The organism is Phormidesmis priestleyi ULC007 (genome assembly GCF_003003695.1).
Classification (GTDB): Bacteria; Cyanobacteriota; Cyanobacteriia; order Leptolyngbyales; family Leptolyngbyaceae; genus Phormidesmis_A; species Phormidesmis_A priestleyi_A.
In genome coordinates, this window is the sequence record NZ_PVWG01000001.1 from 348,704 (window position 1) to 361,515 (window position 12,812).

The 12,812-nt window shown below is 48.5% G+C and carries 17 protein-coding genes; 7 read left to right on the top strand and 10 right to left on the bottom strand.

Annotated features, from left to right (window positions below; genetic code table 11):
* Window positions 1–22 precede the first annotated feature (22 nt).
* A complete protein-coding gene (locus C7B65_RS01560; protein WP_244913141.1) occupies window positions 23–1,519 on the top strand; it encodes an ammonium transporter in 1,497 nt (498 codons plus the stop codon).
* A gap of 106 nt (window positions 1,520–1,625) precedes the next feature.
* Here the strand turns inward: C7B65_RS01560 and C7B65_RS29150 are convergent, their stop codons facing one another.
* Both C7B65_RS29150 and petN read right to left on the bottom strand, forming a co-directional pair.
* Window positions 1,626–1,760 (bottom strand): hypothetical protein, encoded by a 135-nt coding sequence (locus tag C7B65_RS29150; protein WP_262983509.1) that lies wholly within the window; start codon window positions 1,758–1,760, stop codon window positions 1,626–1,628.
* 18 nt (window positions 1,761–1,778) lie between these two features.
* Entirely contained in the window at window positions 1,779–1,868 is a 90-nt protein-coding gene (petN, locus tag C7B65_RS01565) for a cytochrome b6-f complex subunit PetN (RefSeq protein WP_073069140.1), read from the bottom strand.
* Between the two features lie 88 nt (window positions 1,869–1,956).
* Here petN and C7B65_RS01570 point away from each other — a divergent pair, with 88 nt between their 5' ends.
* Together C7B65_RS01570 and C7B65_RS01575 are read left to right on the top strand one after the other, a co-directional pair.
* Window positions 1,957–2,412: a hypothetical protein gene (locus tag C7B65_RS01570; RefSeq protein WP_219898279.1), complete on the top strand. Its 456-nt coding sequence runs from the start codon at window positions 1,957–1,959 to the stop codon at window positions 2,410–2,412.
* Window positions 2,413–3,056: 644 nt separating this feature from the next.
* A complete protein-coding gene (locus C7B65_RS01575) occupies window positions 3,057–3,512 on the top strand; it encodes a hypothetical protein (protein WP_073069141.1) in 456 nt (151 codons plus the stop codon).
* Window positions 3,513–3,639: 127 nt separating this feature from the next.
* Here C7B65_RS01575 and C7B65_RS01580 read toward each other — a convergent pair whose 3' ends face one another.
* The 3 genes from C7B65_RS01580 to C7B65_RS01585 all read right to left on the bottom strand — a co-directional run bounded on the left by C7B65_RS01580 (window position 3,640) and on the right by C7B65_RS01585 (window position 4,972).
* Window positions 3,640–4,305 carry an SDR family oxidoreductase gene (locus C7B65_RS01580; RefSeq protein WP_073069142.1) on the bottom strand — a complete coding sequence of 222 codons (666 nt, stop codon included), beginning with the start codon at window positions 4,303–4,305 and terminating at the stop codon, window positions 3,640–3,642.
* A 77-nt stretch (window positions 4,306–4,382) separates the two neighbouring features.
* The gene (locus C7B65_RS29445; protein ID WP_342352994.1) at window positions 4,383–4,505 is read right to left on the bottom strand and encodes a hypothetical protein; all 123 of its coding nucleotides are present in this window, start codon (window positions 4,503–4,505) and stop codon (window positions 4,383–4,385) included.
* A gap of 2 nt (window positions 4,506–4,507) precedes the next feature.
* Complete coding sequence (locus tag C7B65_RS01585; protein WP_317615777.1) at window positions 4,508–4,972, bottom strand: Uma2 family endonuclease; 465 nt, start codon at window positions 4,970–4,972, stop codon at window positions 4,508–4,510.
* A gap of 246 nt (window positions 4,973–5,218) precedes the next feature.
* Between C7B65_RS01585 and C7B65_RS01590 the strand changes: the two genes are divergently transcribed.
* Window positions 5,219–5,602 carry a hypothetical protein gene (locus C7B65_RS01590; protein ID WP_073069143.1) on the top strand — a complete coding sequence of 128 codons (384 nt, stop codon included), beginning with the start codon at window positions 5,219–5,221 and terminating at the stop codon, window positions 5,600–5,602.
* Between the two features lie 70 nt (window positions 5,603–5,672).
* On the opposite strand, the gene C7B65_RS01595 is transcribed toward C7B65_RS01590, so the two are convergent.
* Complete coding sequence (locus C7B65_RS01595; RefSeq protein ID WP_073069144.1) at window positions 5,673–5,990, bottom strand: slr1957 family protein; 318 nt, start codon at window positions 5,988–5,990, stop codon at window positions 5,673–5,675.
* Between the two features lie 249 nt (window positions 5,991–6,239).
* Between C7B65_RS01595 and C7B65_RS01600 the strand changes: the two genes are divergently transcribed.
* Window positions 6,240–6,956: a carbonic anhydrase gene (locus C7B65_RS01600; RefSeq protein ID WP_073069145.1), complete on the top strand. Its 717-nt coding sequence runs from the start codon at window positions 6,240–6,242 to the stop codon at window positions 6,954–6,956.
* Here the strand turns inward: C7B65_RS01600 and C7B65_RS01605 are convergent.
* Both C7B65_RS01605 and C7B65_RS01610 read right to left on the bottom strand, forming a co-directional pair.
* Window positions 6,946–7,740, bottom strand: coding sequence for a DUF6816 family protein (locus C7B65_RS01605; RefSeq protein WP_073069146.1), 795 nt, complete (start codon window positions 7,738–7,740; stop codon window positions 6,946–6,948). The two genes, C7B65_RS01600 and C7B65_RS01605, sit on opposite strands and share 11 nt — an antisense overlap.
* A 4-nt stretch (window positions 7,741–7,744) precedes the next feature.
* A complete protein-coding gene (locus tag C7B65_RS01610) occupies window positions 7,745–8,947 on the bottom strand; it encodes a 4-hydroxy-3-methylbut-2-enyl diphosphate reductase (protein ID WP_073069147.1) in 1,203 nt (400 codons plus the stop codon).
* Window positions 8,948–9,156: 209 nt separating this feature from the next.
* On the opposite strand from C7B65_RS01610, the gene C7B65_RS01615 reads away from it, so the two are divergent.
* Window positions 9,157–10,179 (top strand): DUF389 domain-containing protein, encoded by a 1,023-nt coding sequence (locus C7B65_RS01615; RefSeq protein WP_073069148.1) that lies wholly within the window; start codon window positions 9,157–9,159, stop codon window positions 10,177–10,179.
* 83 nt (window positions 10,180–10,262) lie between these two features.
* Window positions 10,263–11,309, top strand: coding sequence for an AI-2E family transporter (locus C7B65_RS01620; protein ID WP_073069298.1), 1,047 nt, complete (start codon window positions 10,263–10,265; stop codon window positions 11,307–11,309).
* A 33-nt stretch (window positions 11,310–11,342) separates the two neighbouring features.
* Here C7B65_RS01620 and C7B65_RS01625 read toward each other — a convergent pair whose 3' ends face one another.
* Window positions 11,343–12,203, bottom strand: a complete 861-nt coding sequence (locus C7B65_RS01625; protein WP_073069149.1) for a GDSL-type esterase/lipase family protein — start codon at window positions 12,201–12,203, stop codon at window positions 11,343–11,345.
* Window positions 12,204–12,375: 172 nt separating this feature from the next.
* Window positions 12,376–12,777: a hypothetical protein gene (locus C7B65_RS01630; protein WP_073069150.1), complete on the bottom strand. Its 402-nt coding sequence runs from the start codon at window positions 12,775–12,777 to the stop codon at window positions 12,376–12,378.
* Window positions 12,778–12,812: the final 35 nt, after the last annotated feature.

Below are 12,812 nucleotides of genomic sequence, written 5' to 3' on the forward strand. Positions count from 1 at the left end.
CAGAACTAAATGGTGTAAAACTGTGGAATTCAATGATACCAATCAGGTTCGGTTGATAGCCGAATCTGAGTTCTTGGCGTTGAGGGTTGAAAGTTCAGTGTTGAATAAAATCTTAATGACGGGGCTGGCAGCGCTAGCACTGCTGAATGGTCCTTTGATTTCAAGTGCCTTGGCTGCTGATGATCCGATCAAAGCAGCAACAGATGCAGCGGCAGCAGCCCAAGTTTCGGGAGACACGGCATTCATGCTGATCTCGGCAGCCCTCGTGCTGTTGATGACTCCTGGGCTGGCGTTTTTCTATGGCGGCTTTGTCAGAACGCGCAACGTCCTCAACACCATGATGATGAGCTTCATCCTCATGGGCATTGTGGGCACCTCCTGGATTTTGTGGGGCTATAGCCTCGCATTTGCACCGGGAAATTCATTTATTGGCGGCTTGCAGTGGCTGTTCTTAAACGGGGTTGGGCTAGAGACTACCGACTACTTGAAAGGCACTCAACCGGATGCAGTCGTGTCTTACGCGGCTACGATTCCTCACCAAACCTTTATGATTTACCAGGCGATGTTCGCCATCATCACCCCGGCGCTGATCTCTGGGGCGATCGTCGAGCGCATTAGCTTCAAGGCTTACTTCTGGTTCATCGTTCTGTGGTCATCGATTCTTTACCCAATTTTTGCTCACATGGTTTGGGCAAAGGGCGGATTCCTAGGCTTATATGGCGGCATCGGTGCTTTAGACTTTGCGGGCGGCACCGTCGTGCATATTAGCTCTGGAGTTTCGGCACTGGTAGCGGCTTGGGTGATTGGTCCTCGCAAAACCTATCCAAACCAGCCTGCTGCGCCTCACAACGTTCCTTTTATCCTGTTGGGTGCAGGTTTACTGTGGTTTGGCTGGTTTGGCTTTAACGCTGGAAGCGCGTTAGCTTCTGGCTCTCTAGCAACCGTGGCATTTGTTGCCACCAACACGTCTGCTGCTGCGGCGGCTCTGATGTGGGTAATTTTAGAATGGGTGCTGCGCGGCAAACCGACGGCGGTTGGCATTGCAACAGGTGCAGTTGCAGGGCTGGTAGGCATTACGCCTGCGGCAGGATTTGTGACTCCAGTGAGTGCAATCTTGATTGGTGCAATTACGGCAACGGCTTGCTTCTTTGCCATCAGCTTGAAAGCAAGGCTGCAATTTGACGACTCTTTAGACACCTTTCCGGTTCACGGGATTGGCGGAATCACGGGTGCAATTTTGACAGGGATTTTTGCGACCAAGTTAGTCAACTCGGCAGGTGGCGACGGTCTGTTCTACGGCAATCCGGGTCAGTTGGTGACTCAGTTAATTGCGATCGTGATCACCGTCATCATCGCTGGGGCTGGAACCTTTGTGATTCTTAAAGCGCTCGATGCCACGATCGGGCTGCGAGTCCATCCTGATGTCGAGCTTCAGGGTGTCGATATCAGCGAACACGGTGAAGAAGGCTACGGCGAGGAACTCTCTCCTGGCTTTAGCTTGACCCGCAGCGAATCTTAAAAAGTCTGGTTTTCGAGAAAGGTGAATTATAACGCTCAAAGGCTCCAGATAAGACTCTATGAGAAGAGTTCTATCTGGAGCCTTTGATTAGTTTAAAGGAGAGATCTTATTTCCCTCTGGCTTTTTCTTGCCGTCGTCGGTCGCGCCAATCATTCAAAGTCAGGTAGGCAATTCCACCTGTGACGCTAATCAGCAACACAAATGCGACGACTACGAGAACGCTAAATGCTGTTGATTCCACAATGCCCCCATGCCTTAGTTAGAAGCCGTTACGACCCCAGATCACCATTGAAATTGAGAATGTAAACACTGCCAGCATTGAAACCCAGCCCAAAGTCAAAATATCCATAGCTTCGATAGTAAAAACATTACGAAAGGATGCTAATCATTATCATAATTCAAAGGCGTGATAGCTTTACTTTGGGTTTGGGAATTGCATGATGAATGGTGACATGACGTTGGCAGAGCGGATCGAGTCAATCAAAGCTGGAATGGTTGCTTCTCTGTCGGTGGCGATCGCTTTTTGTGGCGCATCTTTAATCAATCGGCTGATCTTAGCGACTCGGTTTGAGCCGCTGGTAGGGCTGCAAGTGTCTGCGGTCGGGGTGAGTTTTTTGTTGAGTGGCGCGATCGCGGCGATCGCGGGTGTGTTGTTTGGCATCACTTATCGCTACGTAGTTCGGCAAGACCAAAACTCGCACCTCAAATCAGGAGCAGTCTTGGCATTTGGGCTGGTGCGCGGGTTGGCACAAATTGATGTCGGCGTGATGACTCAAGGGAGTTTGTTGCCGTTTGTCGTGCTGGCACTAGAAAGTATTTTATTATTTGCGGTGGCTCGTGTAGTGCTCGATCGGGCGATGAGTGATGGGTGGGTTAAACCCTTCAAATCTTGAGCAAGGGATTGTAATTCAGTTTTGCTTGTTGACCCGAAAGCTCACCCGGAACTCAAGTTCTGGGCTAATAGCCAAAGTCCATTGAAATGGACTGAAATTCTGATTCAGTGTTCTTCAGAGCACTTTCGCTGTGAGCCAGGAAATTGATTAAAATTTGCTTAGGAACGTGGATTTATTAAGGTGTAACTTCTCGCCATCTCCCTAAGGAGCTACGGTGTACACCACTCTTTGTCGCTGCGTTTGGGTCGGCTTCAGCCCCCTAAATCCCCCATTCTGGGGGACTTTGAGCTAAGACTCTGGTTTCAAAGTCCCTCACTCGTGGGGGATTTAGGGGGCAAAAGCCTCGGCGATGACAAATCAGAGGACTTTTACAGGTTATTTAATCCACGATCCTTAGTGTCATTCATTAGCGCCAATGTAAAGTAAAAGTATCCGGGCAATCTGGTTCAGGCGAAAGTGGCAAAAGGCGGTATTTCTCATCCTATTAGTTTCATATTTTCTTGCTCTATTGTATATGGCAAGTCATTTCAGTTATCTCTGCAAAATCTCTTGAAAGGGACGAAAGCTGTATCACAGATTGACTTATCTAAATCACAGCAAGAACTAACTTTGGATTCAAAATAACTTACTTCGGGAAACTATTGATGACGGACAAGATGACCCAAGCGATCGCCGCTGGCTTGGCTGGAATTAGCCTGATGGTTACTAGTGCAGGTTGCTCTCCCACACAGACAAATGTGGCTCAACAGCCAAATGCCACTCAACAGCCAAATGCCACTCAACAGCCAACTGCGGCTCAACAGTTTTCCTGCACTGGAGTTAAAGTCAACGGCTGGAACTATGATGCACAATTTCGGAATGGTCGCTTTACACAAATTACCTGGACGCGATCGGGACAGCCAACGCAGGTCTCGCCACTGACGTTCGATCGCAACAATGAACAAGGACAGCCTATCTACCGAGGATCATTCCAGGGAGCCACTGCAATTTCGCTGGTGGATTTAGGACAAGGCAATGTGCGTCCGGGTTCACAAGTCTCAGTCGGAACCGAAGAATGGGGCTGGGCGAGAGGAACCTGTGCGATCGCGAGTGCAGGTTGAATCTAGCTCGACGGGCTGGTTTGCCGATCTGCGGCTGACGATGAGCAATAACAATTTTCTGGTGGACTTGACCACAGTCAGCCGCGACAACTGACGCAGGATTTTGAACCGACTCTTGAGCAGATTGTTAAACTGCGAATTCCTCAAAGGTCGCATCGCTGTAGGTCATGGTGCGATCGACCGCCGAAAAAATCTTGTTATTCGTGCGATCGCTCTTCAAACAACGACAAACCAAGTCAGCAACATCGGCACGATGAATGGTGCCCGCAATTTTAGGATCTTCGGTCAGAACGCCATTCCCAGTCGCGGGTTCAGATTTCAAACCGCCTGGACGAATGATCGTGTAGGTTAAGCCACTGGCAATTAAATGCTGTTCGGCTTTTTCTTTTTCTGCCAACACTTCTTTTAAAGCCTCAAATGCCTGGAGCGGCAGAGCGGCGACACTCTCACCACTGCCGATCGAGGTGACTAGAATGAATCGCTTCACCCCAGCTTTGACGGCAGCGTCAATCAAGTTTTTGTTGCCTGTGTAGTCGGAGCGTTCTCCATCTTGGGGTTTGCCTCCGATCGTGCTGATCACGAGGTCGATCGGGCTTCCTGCCATTGCTTGCTCAATTTGTTCGAGATTGAGGGCATCTCCGATCGCCGTTTCAACACCCATTGTCTGCAATTCAGTCGCGATCAATTCTGATCTCAAGAACGCTTTGACTGATGTGTCTTGGGCAAGCAACCCCTTGAGAATTTCTCGCCCGACTCCCTGACTCGCCCCGGCTAAAAAAACGTGATTTGACATCGTTACCTCAACTGCGACACCGCAACTTACAAATTCAGATCTAGACAATTGATTTTAGGGTTTGCTCAACGATCGTGCTATCTCCCCGCCCTCAAAATCAGTTCAGCCGTCAATTGCAGATCTGGGAAGGTGGGCGAGTCAACTCGCTCACTACCCCGAAACTCATGAGATTGATAAGCGCCATCTCTGAGGGTCAGCACGGCTACTGCTGCTCTGTCTGGGTCAATCCGCCAAAATTCAGGAATGCCTCGCCCTGCATACCCTTTGGTTTCTCTATATAGTCGCGGTCATAGTTTTCGCTGCCTGGTTTTCCGGGTGAAACGACTTCGATTACCAGCGTTGGAACTGGCATATCTAAACCAAGCAACGCCTGTTTTTGGGTCAAGATTGCGGCGGCTGATGCTTCAGAGTGAACGGTTAGATCAGGTTCTCGCGCCGTTGCCTTAGCAGAGATGACCGCGATTTGCTGCTTGTCTCCTACCCGCTCGATCGAGATTCCCATCTGAATGAAGTACACCAGCAGAAATCTTGCAATCATTGCATTGAGAGGGTTCTCTGGAGCCATTTCAACTAATTCTCCATCAACCAACTCATAACGCCGATCGCTGCCGTCGTCATAGTTCAAATATTCCTCAAACGTTCTAAATCGTGGTTTTGCTTGCGTCATGGCATATCTTCCCTACTTTGCCCTTTAACGGGGCTAAGTGCCAACCTAAAACTCTGAATCTCTCGACTCATTAAAGTTTAGCGAATATTGGTTAGCAACTCTGTAAGATCACTTATTCTTGATTAATAGCGAATTTAGATCGGAAATCAAACCTGGTTTGGGTAGAGAAAGCCGTCTACTAAAGTTGACAGTCTCTGATTAGATTGAAGTAGACCGATCGTATCTTTGAGTTTATAGGAGTTTGCTGTGAACCAGAACAGCCTCAACAATCTTCAATTAAGTATTACTGGCTTTGGACGCATTTTAACCATTATTGGGTTTGCGTGGCTGCTCGCGGCATTGGGGCTGGGCTGGTTGGTGAAGTCGTTTTTTGTGCTGCTGGCACTATTGCTGCTTGCGCCAGTGGTCGCGTTTTTGGGCTTTCGCTGGTGGCTTCAGAAAAATATCGTGCAGGATGCTTGCCCAGTCTGTCGCTATGAGTTTACGGGTTTTAATGGGGCAGAGATTCAGTGCCCTAACTGCGGAGAAGCGGTGCAGGTTGAGCAAGGGCGCTTTAAGCGGCTAACGCCTGTGGGCACGATCGATGTCGATGCTGTCGAGGTTTCGGCAACGACGATCGACGACAGCTAAAGGCAAGTTTTGAATAAAAAAGGTAGACATCATTGGCTACCTTTTTTGTATGTCCAAAATTTTATAGACGCTAATCTTCTTCGTCTTCTAAGTGGGCAACGACGATCGCGCAAAAGCCAAATGCCAACACGATCGGCATGGGTGACTCCAAGAAGTAGCCCGAAGCGGCGGCAACGATCGTGCCGACCATGGCAGATAGACCCCACAACCGTTCGCTGGTGGTAAGCCCTCTCTCAGCTTTGATGGCTCTTAACACTTTTGTTGGAATGGGGACAGGCATGACTGCGTTAGGAGGAAATGCCCAATAGCTCGATCGCTCCTTAAACCAATCTGTCCAGCCGTTTTCTTGGCACCAATCAGAAATCCATTGTTCACAATAATGATTCATATTCAAGTGTGAACTATCACCATTTCATTCAATGACCCTAACAAAACTGGTTCTGTGATGACAGTCAAAGACAATAAAGTTTACTCACTCAAGGGTTAGTGTAATCTTTTTTAACTTGCTTCACTGCTTTATAAATATTTCTCGCAGCCATAGCCATGAAATTCTAAGAAGCTTGTTTGATTAATGGAAAACTCATAGATTTTATAGAACTATGGGTTGATAAGAAGCCTTATTAATTGAGATACTGCCATGACGATCGATCGATTCTCAGCCAAGTTTTCTAGAAGAACTTTTTTATCTGTCGGAACAGGTGCGATCGCTGCTGGGCTAACGACTAATTTGCTGATTCCCAGTCAGTCCCTGGCTGCCACGCTAACTGAGAGTGCGATAACAATCTCCGCAGACCAAGCGCTCAAGCTATTAGTCAAAGGCAATCAGCGCTATGTATTGCACAAGTTGTCTTACCCACACGCCGATCAGAAACGCCTGTTAGAAGTAGCAAACGGACAAACTCCCTTTGCCGTTATTCTGAGTTGTGCTGACTCGCGCGTGCCCCCCGAACTGGTGTTTGATCAGGGGCTTGGCGACCTATTTGTCGTTCGAGTCGCTGGAAATATTTTAGATAACGCTGTTTTAGGCAGCATCGAGTATGCGGCTCAAAATTTAAACGTTCCGCTTGTGATGGTGTTGGGGCATGAGCGATGCGGCGCAGTTACAGCAGCCGTCAAGGGCGGGAAGGTGGCGGCTCACATTGACTCATTGGTGAAAGCCATTCAACCTGCTGTGGAACAGGCTAAGGGCAAGTCGGGCGACTTGTTAGACAATGCAGTTCGAGCCAATGTGCAACTGGTTGTAGAAAAGATGAGTGTGTCTGAGCCTCTAGCTAGTCTTGTAGAAAACCAGAAACTTAAGATAGTTGGCGGACGCTATGACCTCGATACAGGCACCGTCGAAATTATTGCCTAGAATCACTGAGACTGTTTGGATCGTCTGCCGGAAGAAATTCTAGACGATAGCGATAAAGGGCAACGGGCGTTTCTCCTGCCTTGAAATAGTCGGGGTCTTGCGGAGAGAGATAAACTGCTGTGATCTGGTTTGCCTCGATCGCAGACCCTCGTTTATAAGCCGTAGTCGTTTCAACCTGATTGAGATAAGGCTGAGACGCGCCCCGAAAGACTTGCTGAAAGATTTCTGTGGTGATGAATTGGTCAGCAGCAGGCGTTTCAACCGCTCTGGCGTTGACGATCGAAACAAGCTGACGATCGCCTCGCAGCAAAGTGATCTGCCGATTGGGAGAACTCGGATCGACTTTGACGGCGAGAACTGCTCGATCGCCCAGATAAGCTTTGGCTAAATTCAAGCCGTTGAAGGCGCGATCGGCAACCACTTCTGTCTCACCTGACTTGGATTGCAGCGATTTTAAGATACTCGCGATCGCAGTCTTAACCGATTTCTGCCGCACAAATCGCACATCGAACTCGATCGGCTGATTGAGATAGTCACGATTGCTCTCAAATCCGGGCGTTGTTAAACCGGGAAGGGGTGCCACTAAATCAACCAGCGTACTCTTGACGCGCCAAGTTCCGGCTAGCCACGCGGGATAAGCTAAGTCTCCTTCGGCGGTTTGTACCGTGGGTTTGCTCTGCCAGTCAGGAAAAGCGGCGACTCGTTCTGCCAGGGTTTCTGCTTGAGCGGGAGCGCTGCAAAACAGCCAAATTATAGAGAACAGCAGAGAACAAATAAAATTCATTGTTCTAAAAAACTGCCGCAGCTTTTAGCTCAAAAATTCTCTCAATCACATCGGCGACGACTTTATCGGGCGTAGACGCGCCAGACGTGATGCCAACCACAATTTTGCCGTCAGGAAGCCAGTTTTTGGTGATTTCTAACTCGCGATCGAGCGGCTTGTGTTCAATGCCACTCTTACTAATGCGTTCGGCGCTGTCGATGTGATAAGAGGGAATCTGGCGATCGATCGCAATCTCTTGCAGGTGTGTCGTGTTAGACGAGTTATAGCCACCGATCACGACCATCAAATCGAGTTTTTCATCCACTAGCTCGAACATGGCATCCTGCCGTTCTTGGGTGGCATCGCAAATCGTGTTGAAGCTGAGGAAATGCTGATTAAGCTGATCGGGACCGTATTTTCGCATCATCGTGTGTTCAAACAGTTTGCCGATTTGCTCGGTTTCGCCCTTGAGCATTGTGGTTTGATTGGCGATGCCGACGCGCTCTAAGTCACGATCGGGGTCAAAACCCACCGAGATCGATCGCTGAAACTTGGTCAAAAATTCGTCACGATCGCCGCCGTTGAGAATGTAATTGGCGACATACTCGGCTTCTGCCAAGTTCAAAACGATCAGATAAATTCCGGCAAACGAACTGGTCGCGACTGTTTCTTCGTGGTTATATTTGCCGTGAATAATCGAAGTGTGTGCGACTTTTTTGTGCTTCTCGACGGTGTTCCAGACTTTAGACACCCACGGACAAGTGGTATCGACGATTTTGCAGCCGCGATCGTTGAGAATCTGCATTTCTTGAACACTGGCACCAAACGCAGGCAAAATCACCACGTCGCCTGTTCCGACTCCAGAGAAGTCTTTTTCGCCCTCGATCAGCGAGATAAAATGCACGTTCATCTCTCGCAACCGCTGATTAACTGAGGGATTGTGAATAATCTCATTGGTGATCCAAATCCGCTCGGTGGGGAAGTGTTGGCGAGTTTCATACGCCATCGCGACCGCACGCTCAACGCCCCAGCAAAACCCAAACGCCTCCGCCAATCGAATCGTGACATCGCCTCGCGTCAGCGTGTATTGACGATCGCGGATCTGCTGAATCAAATCACTCTGATATTCCGACTCCATGACTCCCGCGACTTCAGTCTCGTGACCAAACCCTTTGCGGTGATAGTTTTCAGAACTGTTGAGCGATCGCTTAAACGCTTTGGTATCCATCCGGTCTTTTCCCTTCAGTGGCGCTATTGGTCTCTTGGTCTCTACTCGTGATCATAAAGCGGTTGGGTAACAGCGGATGAAATCAAGGGCGAAGGATCAAGTTTTTCTAATAGCAATCTCTATTCCATCCGAAATTTCAAGCTTAGGGGGGAAGTGAACGGATCAGCGTTCGGCTGATAATTTTCAGAGTTTAAAGCAGAGATTCTTCAATGCCAAGCAACCCTCGCAGCCGTTTCACACAATTTAGACAGAAAAACGGGCAGCCAGATCAGGTTCAGCAGTTGCGGGCAGACCTGTTGGATGAGTCTACTCTCAGCACGAGCTACCTCGTTTTGATTGTGGGTTCCTGCGCGATCGCGACGTTTGGCTTACTCTCCAACAGTGCCGCCGTGATTATTGGCGCAATGATTATCGCCCCGTTAATGCTGCCCATTCGCGGATTAGCGTTCGGCGCACTAGCAGGAGACTTAAGGCTGTTTCGCAAAGGCGCGATCGCCGTGACGGTGGGAACGCTGCTTGCAATAGTCATCTCCTCGCTTCTGGGGTTGCTGGTTGGGATACCGAGCTATGGCAGTGAAGTCCTCGCCCGTTCTGAGCCGACTCTTTTAGATTTAGGGATTGCCGTCACGGCAGGAGCCATTAGTGGCTATGCCAAAGCTGAACCCAAAATCTCTGGCACGTTGGCGGGAACGGCGATCGCAGTTGCCCTGATGCCTCCCGTTTGCGTCATCGGCTTAGGACTCTCGCAGGGAAATAGCTCTCTCAGCCTCGGTGCAACGCTGCTCTACCTCACAAACTTGCTCGGAATTACTCTCTCCTGTACATTGACCTTCTTGCTGGTCGGCTATGCTCCATTCAAACGTGCCCAAAAAGCTCTCGTTTGGATGCTCGTGCTGACATCAGTCTTAATCGTTCCTTTGGGAGTCAGCTTTGTCAAACTAGTGCGCCAAGCCCAGCTAGAAACGAGTCTTAAACAGGCTTTACTCGATCGCACTGTGACCTTTCAACGGATGGAACTGCTCAAAATTCAAACAGAATGGCTCATGACTCCACCCGAAGTTTACTTAAGCGTCCGGGCGAAAGAGAACGTTACGCCGCGTCAGGTGCAGTTGCTAGAAGAATTTATCGAGCAGGAAATAGGGAAACCATTCACCCTAATTTTTGAAGTGAATCAAGTTGAAGAAGTCCGACGGCAGGAAGCACCTGCTTCTCTCTCTAAACCCAAGCCATAAAATGGTTCAACAGAAGTCTGATTCCCGCTGTCCGCTGTCATCTATCTTGATTGAGTGACCCTTTCAACGAAGCTGCAAATTTGATGAATCAACCGCCAGAAATACCCAATCACCCATCCTTTTGGAGCCAAATTAGCACGAATGCGCTCGTTCGCTTTCTGCTTTTCTTTGCGTCAGGCTGGGCGTTTGTCGAACTTTTTCGATATTTTGAGTATGTTATTTTTGTATTTACAGCGGCGGCAACTTTAGCGTTAGTTCTCAGCTATCCAGTCCATTATCTAGAGCGATTTCTGCGGCGAAGTGCTGCGCTCGGTATTGTAATTGCGTTGAGCCTGCTTACGATCGTAGTTCTTTTAATTGGAATTGGGTTAATTATCACTACTCAGCTTCAACAGTTAGCCACTGCTCTCTTACAAGTTCTCAACAGTTCAAACAATCCGCTTGAAAGGCTGCAAAGTGGACTGGCAGAGCGAAACATTCCCCTGAATTTAGAAGCGATCGAAGCTCAAATCCGCAATGCATTTGTATTCGGGTTGAATTGGCTGGTTAGCTCTGTGCCCGCTCTTTTAGAAAATTATGTTACTTTTATTATCATTTTGGTGGTCGCCTTCTTTATGCTGGCTGATGGACAAAAGATTTGGCAACTAGTGCTGAAAATGATCCCCGCTCCGCACCGCAGTCGTTTTGCGATCGCGGTTCAAAAAAACTTCATCGGGTTTTTGCGGGGGCAACTGTTCATCTCATTAATTCTGACGATCGCCACGTTTTTAGTGTTTGTCCTGTTTGGCATTCCATTTCCTTTTTTGTTAGCCGCGACAGTTGGCGTTTTAGACGTGATTCCCGGCATCGGAGCCACGTTAGGAGTGAGTGTAATTTGTCTGATTATCTTGGTGCAAAGCGGTTGGCTTGCTGCTTTAAAGGTGCTGATTGTTTGCGTGGTCCTGCAACAGCTTCAAGACAATCTACTGGCTCCTCGCGTCATGCAAAGCACGGTTCACTTAAATCCGATTATTGTATTTTTTGCGCTTTTAGTAGGGACGCGAATGGCGGGTTTGTTGGGAGTCTTTTTATCGATTCCGATCGCCGGAGTCATCGTCAGTTTGTTAGAGATTGAAGAGGTACAAGATTAGCGTTTTAGCAATAGTGGAAAGTTTCGATTACTTTTAAAGTTTCTCAGCAGATTCAGAATCCAATGCCAATTGGCTAAACGTTTGAATCGCCGATCGCCACACTAGATATCCTTGCCGATTTAGGTGCAAGCCGTCGGTGGTAAATTCCGATCGTAAATATCCTTCGTCATCGACCACTAATGGCTGCAAATCGAGATAAAAGACTTCTGCACTTTTGGAGATCGTCTCAAGGGTCTGATTCAGGGTGTGAATCCGTTCGTTAGAAATTTCTAGAAGCTGTTGACGCTTCTCAAGAGTTGCGTCTGGGTTAGCGCCGTGGGGCAAAATCGACTGCACCACAATCTTAGAGTTGGGGTGAGCCTGCTTTAACGCTTCAATAATTTGCTCGTAGGAATCTAACAATTCTTGATCAGAGGTGCCTTTGGTCAGATCGTTGATGCCAATCATTACAAAGATGGCTTGCGGCTCTGTCTGCTCGAACAAACTTAAGCGTTTGAGTAACCCGATCGAGGTTTCGCCAGAGATGCTTTGATTGAGCCAGATGCGATCGCTGGGCAACAACTCAGACGGAAACCAAAGACTTAAAGAATCTCCGGCGAGAATGGTTAAGCGATCGGGCTTATTTTTAACGATGGCTTTGGCTTCTTTGCCCAGCAAGTTGACCCATTGTTGATAAGTGAGTGGGTGCCGTTTTTCGAGTTGGTCGATTGTCGAGGTTAGCTGCTCTGAGGCGATCGGAAGCGGTGAAATTTTAACCTGAGAGGGGCGGCGCGCTGCGGTGCGTTCATGTCTCAGCACTAATAAAACGATGATCGCGATCAGTAGACCGTTGGCTGCGATCGTCAACAACGTCCAGACTGGAAAAGCTTTTTTAGAAGAAGATGCGACTGACATGATGACCCGCGTTGGAATGACCTCGATTGTAGTAGAAGAATGCGGATATGGATTTTTTTAACGGTGCAAAATTTCTGCACCTGCTGCGATCGCACCAGCACTTAACAGTCAACAAAAAACGGTAAATGCAACTTAATCATTCACCGTTTGTCTTTAAAAAGTTTGTTTGATTTTATGGGGTAGGAGTCGTTCCATTGGCAGGCGGCACGACCTGAATTGCAGAAGGAACTGTCTGAGGTTGTTGCCCTTGAATGCGTTGACGTTGCTGTGCCCGAAACTGGGCCGCCGCATCGTCTAAATTTTGCTGCTGTTGCGCTTGAAAGTCAGCCGCGTTTGTGCCACCTGTGGTAAGTCGCTGGATCAGGTTAAGCACGCTAGTTGATGAGCCATCACTGCGGTTAGAAAAAATATCAGAAAGCCCGTCTTTTGATTGCGTATCTTTGAAGGGATCGACATTTGTAACCTGAGCGATCGACGGTCGAGCCATCAAAGAAGCCATGCCCAAGCCTATGAGAAGATTAAGCGCAACCCAAGCAATCGGCTTAACAGACTGACTCTCAAGTTTGGTTTTCATCGGGTTGGAATCCTGAATTAATGAGTGCTTACTGC

Bases quoted from the DNA above. Each gene is read 5' to 3' on its own strand.
- petN (WP_073069140.1), bottom strand. From the start codon at position 1,868: ATGGATATTTTGACTTTGGGCTGGGTTTCAATGCTGGCAGTGTTTACA.
- C7B65_RS01570 (WP_219898279.1), top strand. From the start codon at position 1,957: ATGATGAATGGTGACATGACGTTGGCAGAGCGGATCGAGTCAATCAAA.
- C7B65_RS01575 (WP_073069141.1), top strand. From the start codon at position 3,057: ATGACGGACAAGATGACCCAAGCGATCGCCGCTGGCTTGGCTGGAATT.
- C7B65_RS01580 (WP_073069142.1), bottom strand. From the start codon at position 4,305: ATGTCAAATCACGTTTTTTTAGCCGGGGCGAGTCAGGGAGTCGGGCGA.
- C7B65_RS01585 (WP_317615777.1), bottom strand. From the start codon at position 4,972: ATGACGCAAGCAAAACCACGATTTAGAACGTTTGAGGAATATTTGAAC.
- C7B65_RS01595 (WP_073069144.1), bottom strand. From the start codon at position 5,990: ATGAATCATTATTGTGAACAATGGATTTCTGATTGGTGCCAAGAAAAC.
- C7B65_RS01600 (WP_073069145.1), top strand. From the start codon at position 6,240: ATGACGATCGATCGATTCTCAGCCAAGTTTTCTAGAAGAACTTTTTTA.
- C7B65_RS01605 (WP_073069146.1), bottom strand. From the start codon at position 7,740: ATGAATTTTATTTGTTCTCTGCTGTTCTCTATAATTTGGCTGTTTTGC.
- C7B65_RS01610 (WP_073069147.1), bottom strand. From the start codon at position 8,947: ATGGATACCAAAGCGTTTAAGCGATCGCTCAACAGTTCTGAAAACTAT.
- C7B65_RS01615 (WP_073069148.1), top strand. From the start codon at position 9,157: ATGCCAAGCAACCCTCGCAGCCGTTTCACACAATTTAGACAGAAAAAC.
- C7B65_RS01620 (WP_073069298.1), top strand. From the start codon at position 10,263: ATGAATCAACCGCCAGAAATACCCAATCACCCATCCTTTTGGAGCCAA.
- C7B65_RS01625 (WP_073069149.1), bottom strand. From the start codon at position 12,203: ATGTCAGTCGCATCTTCTTCTAAAAAAGCTTTTCCAGTCTGGACGTTG.
- C7B65_RS01630 (WP_073069150.1), bottom strand. From the start codon at position 12,777: ATGAAAACCAAACTTGAGAGTCAGTCTGTTAAGCCGATTGCTTGGGTT.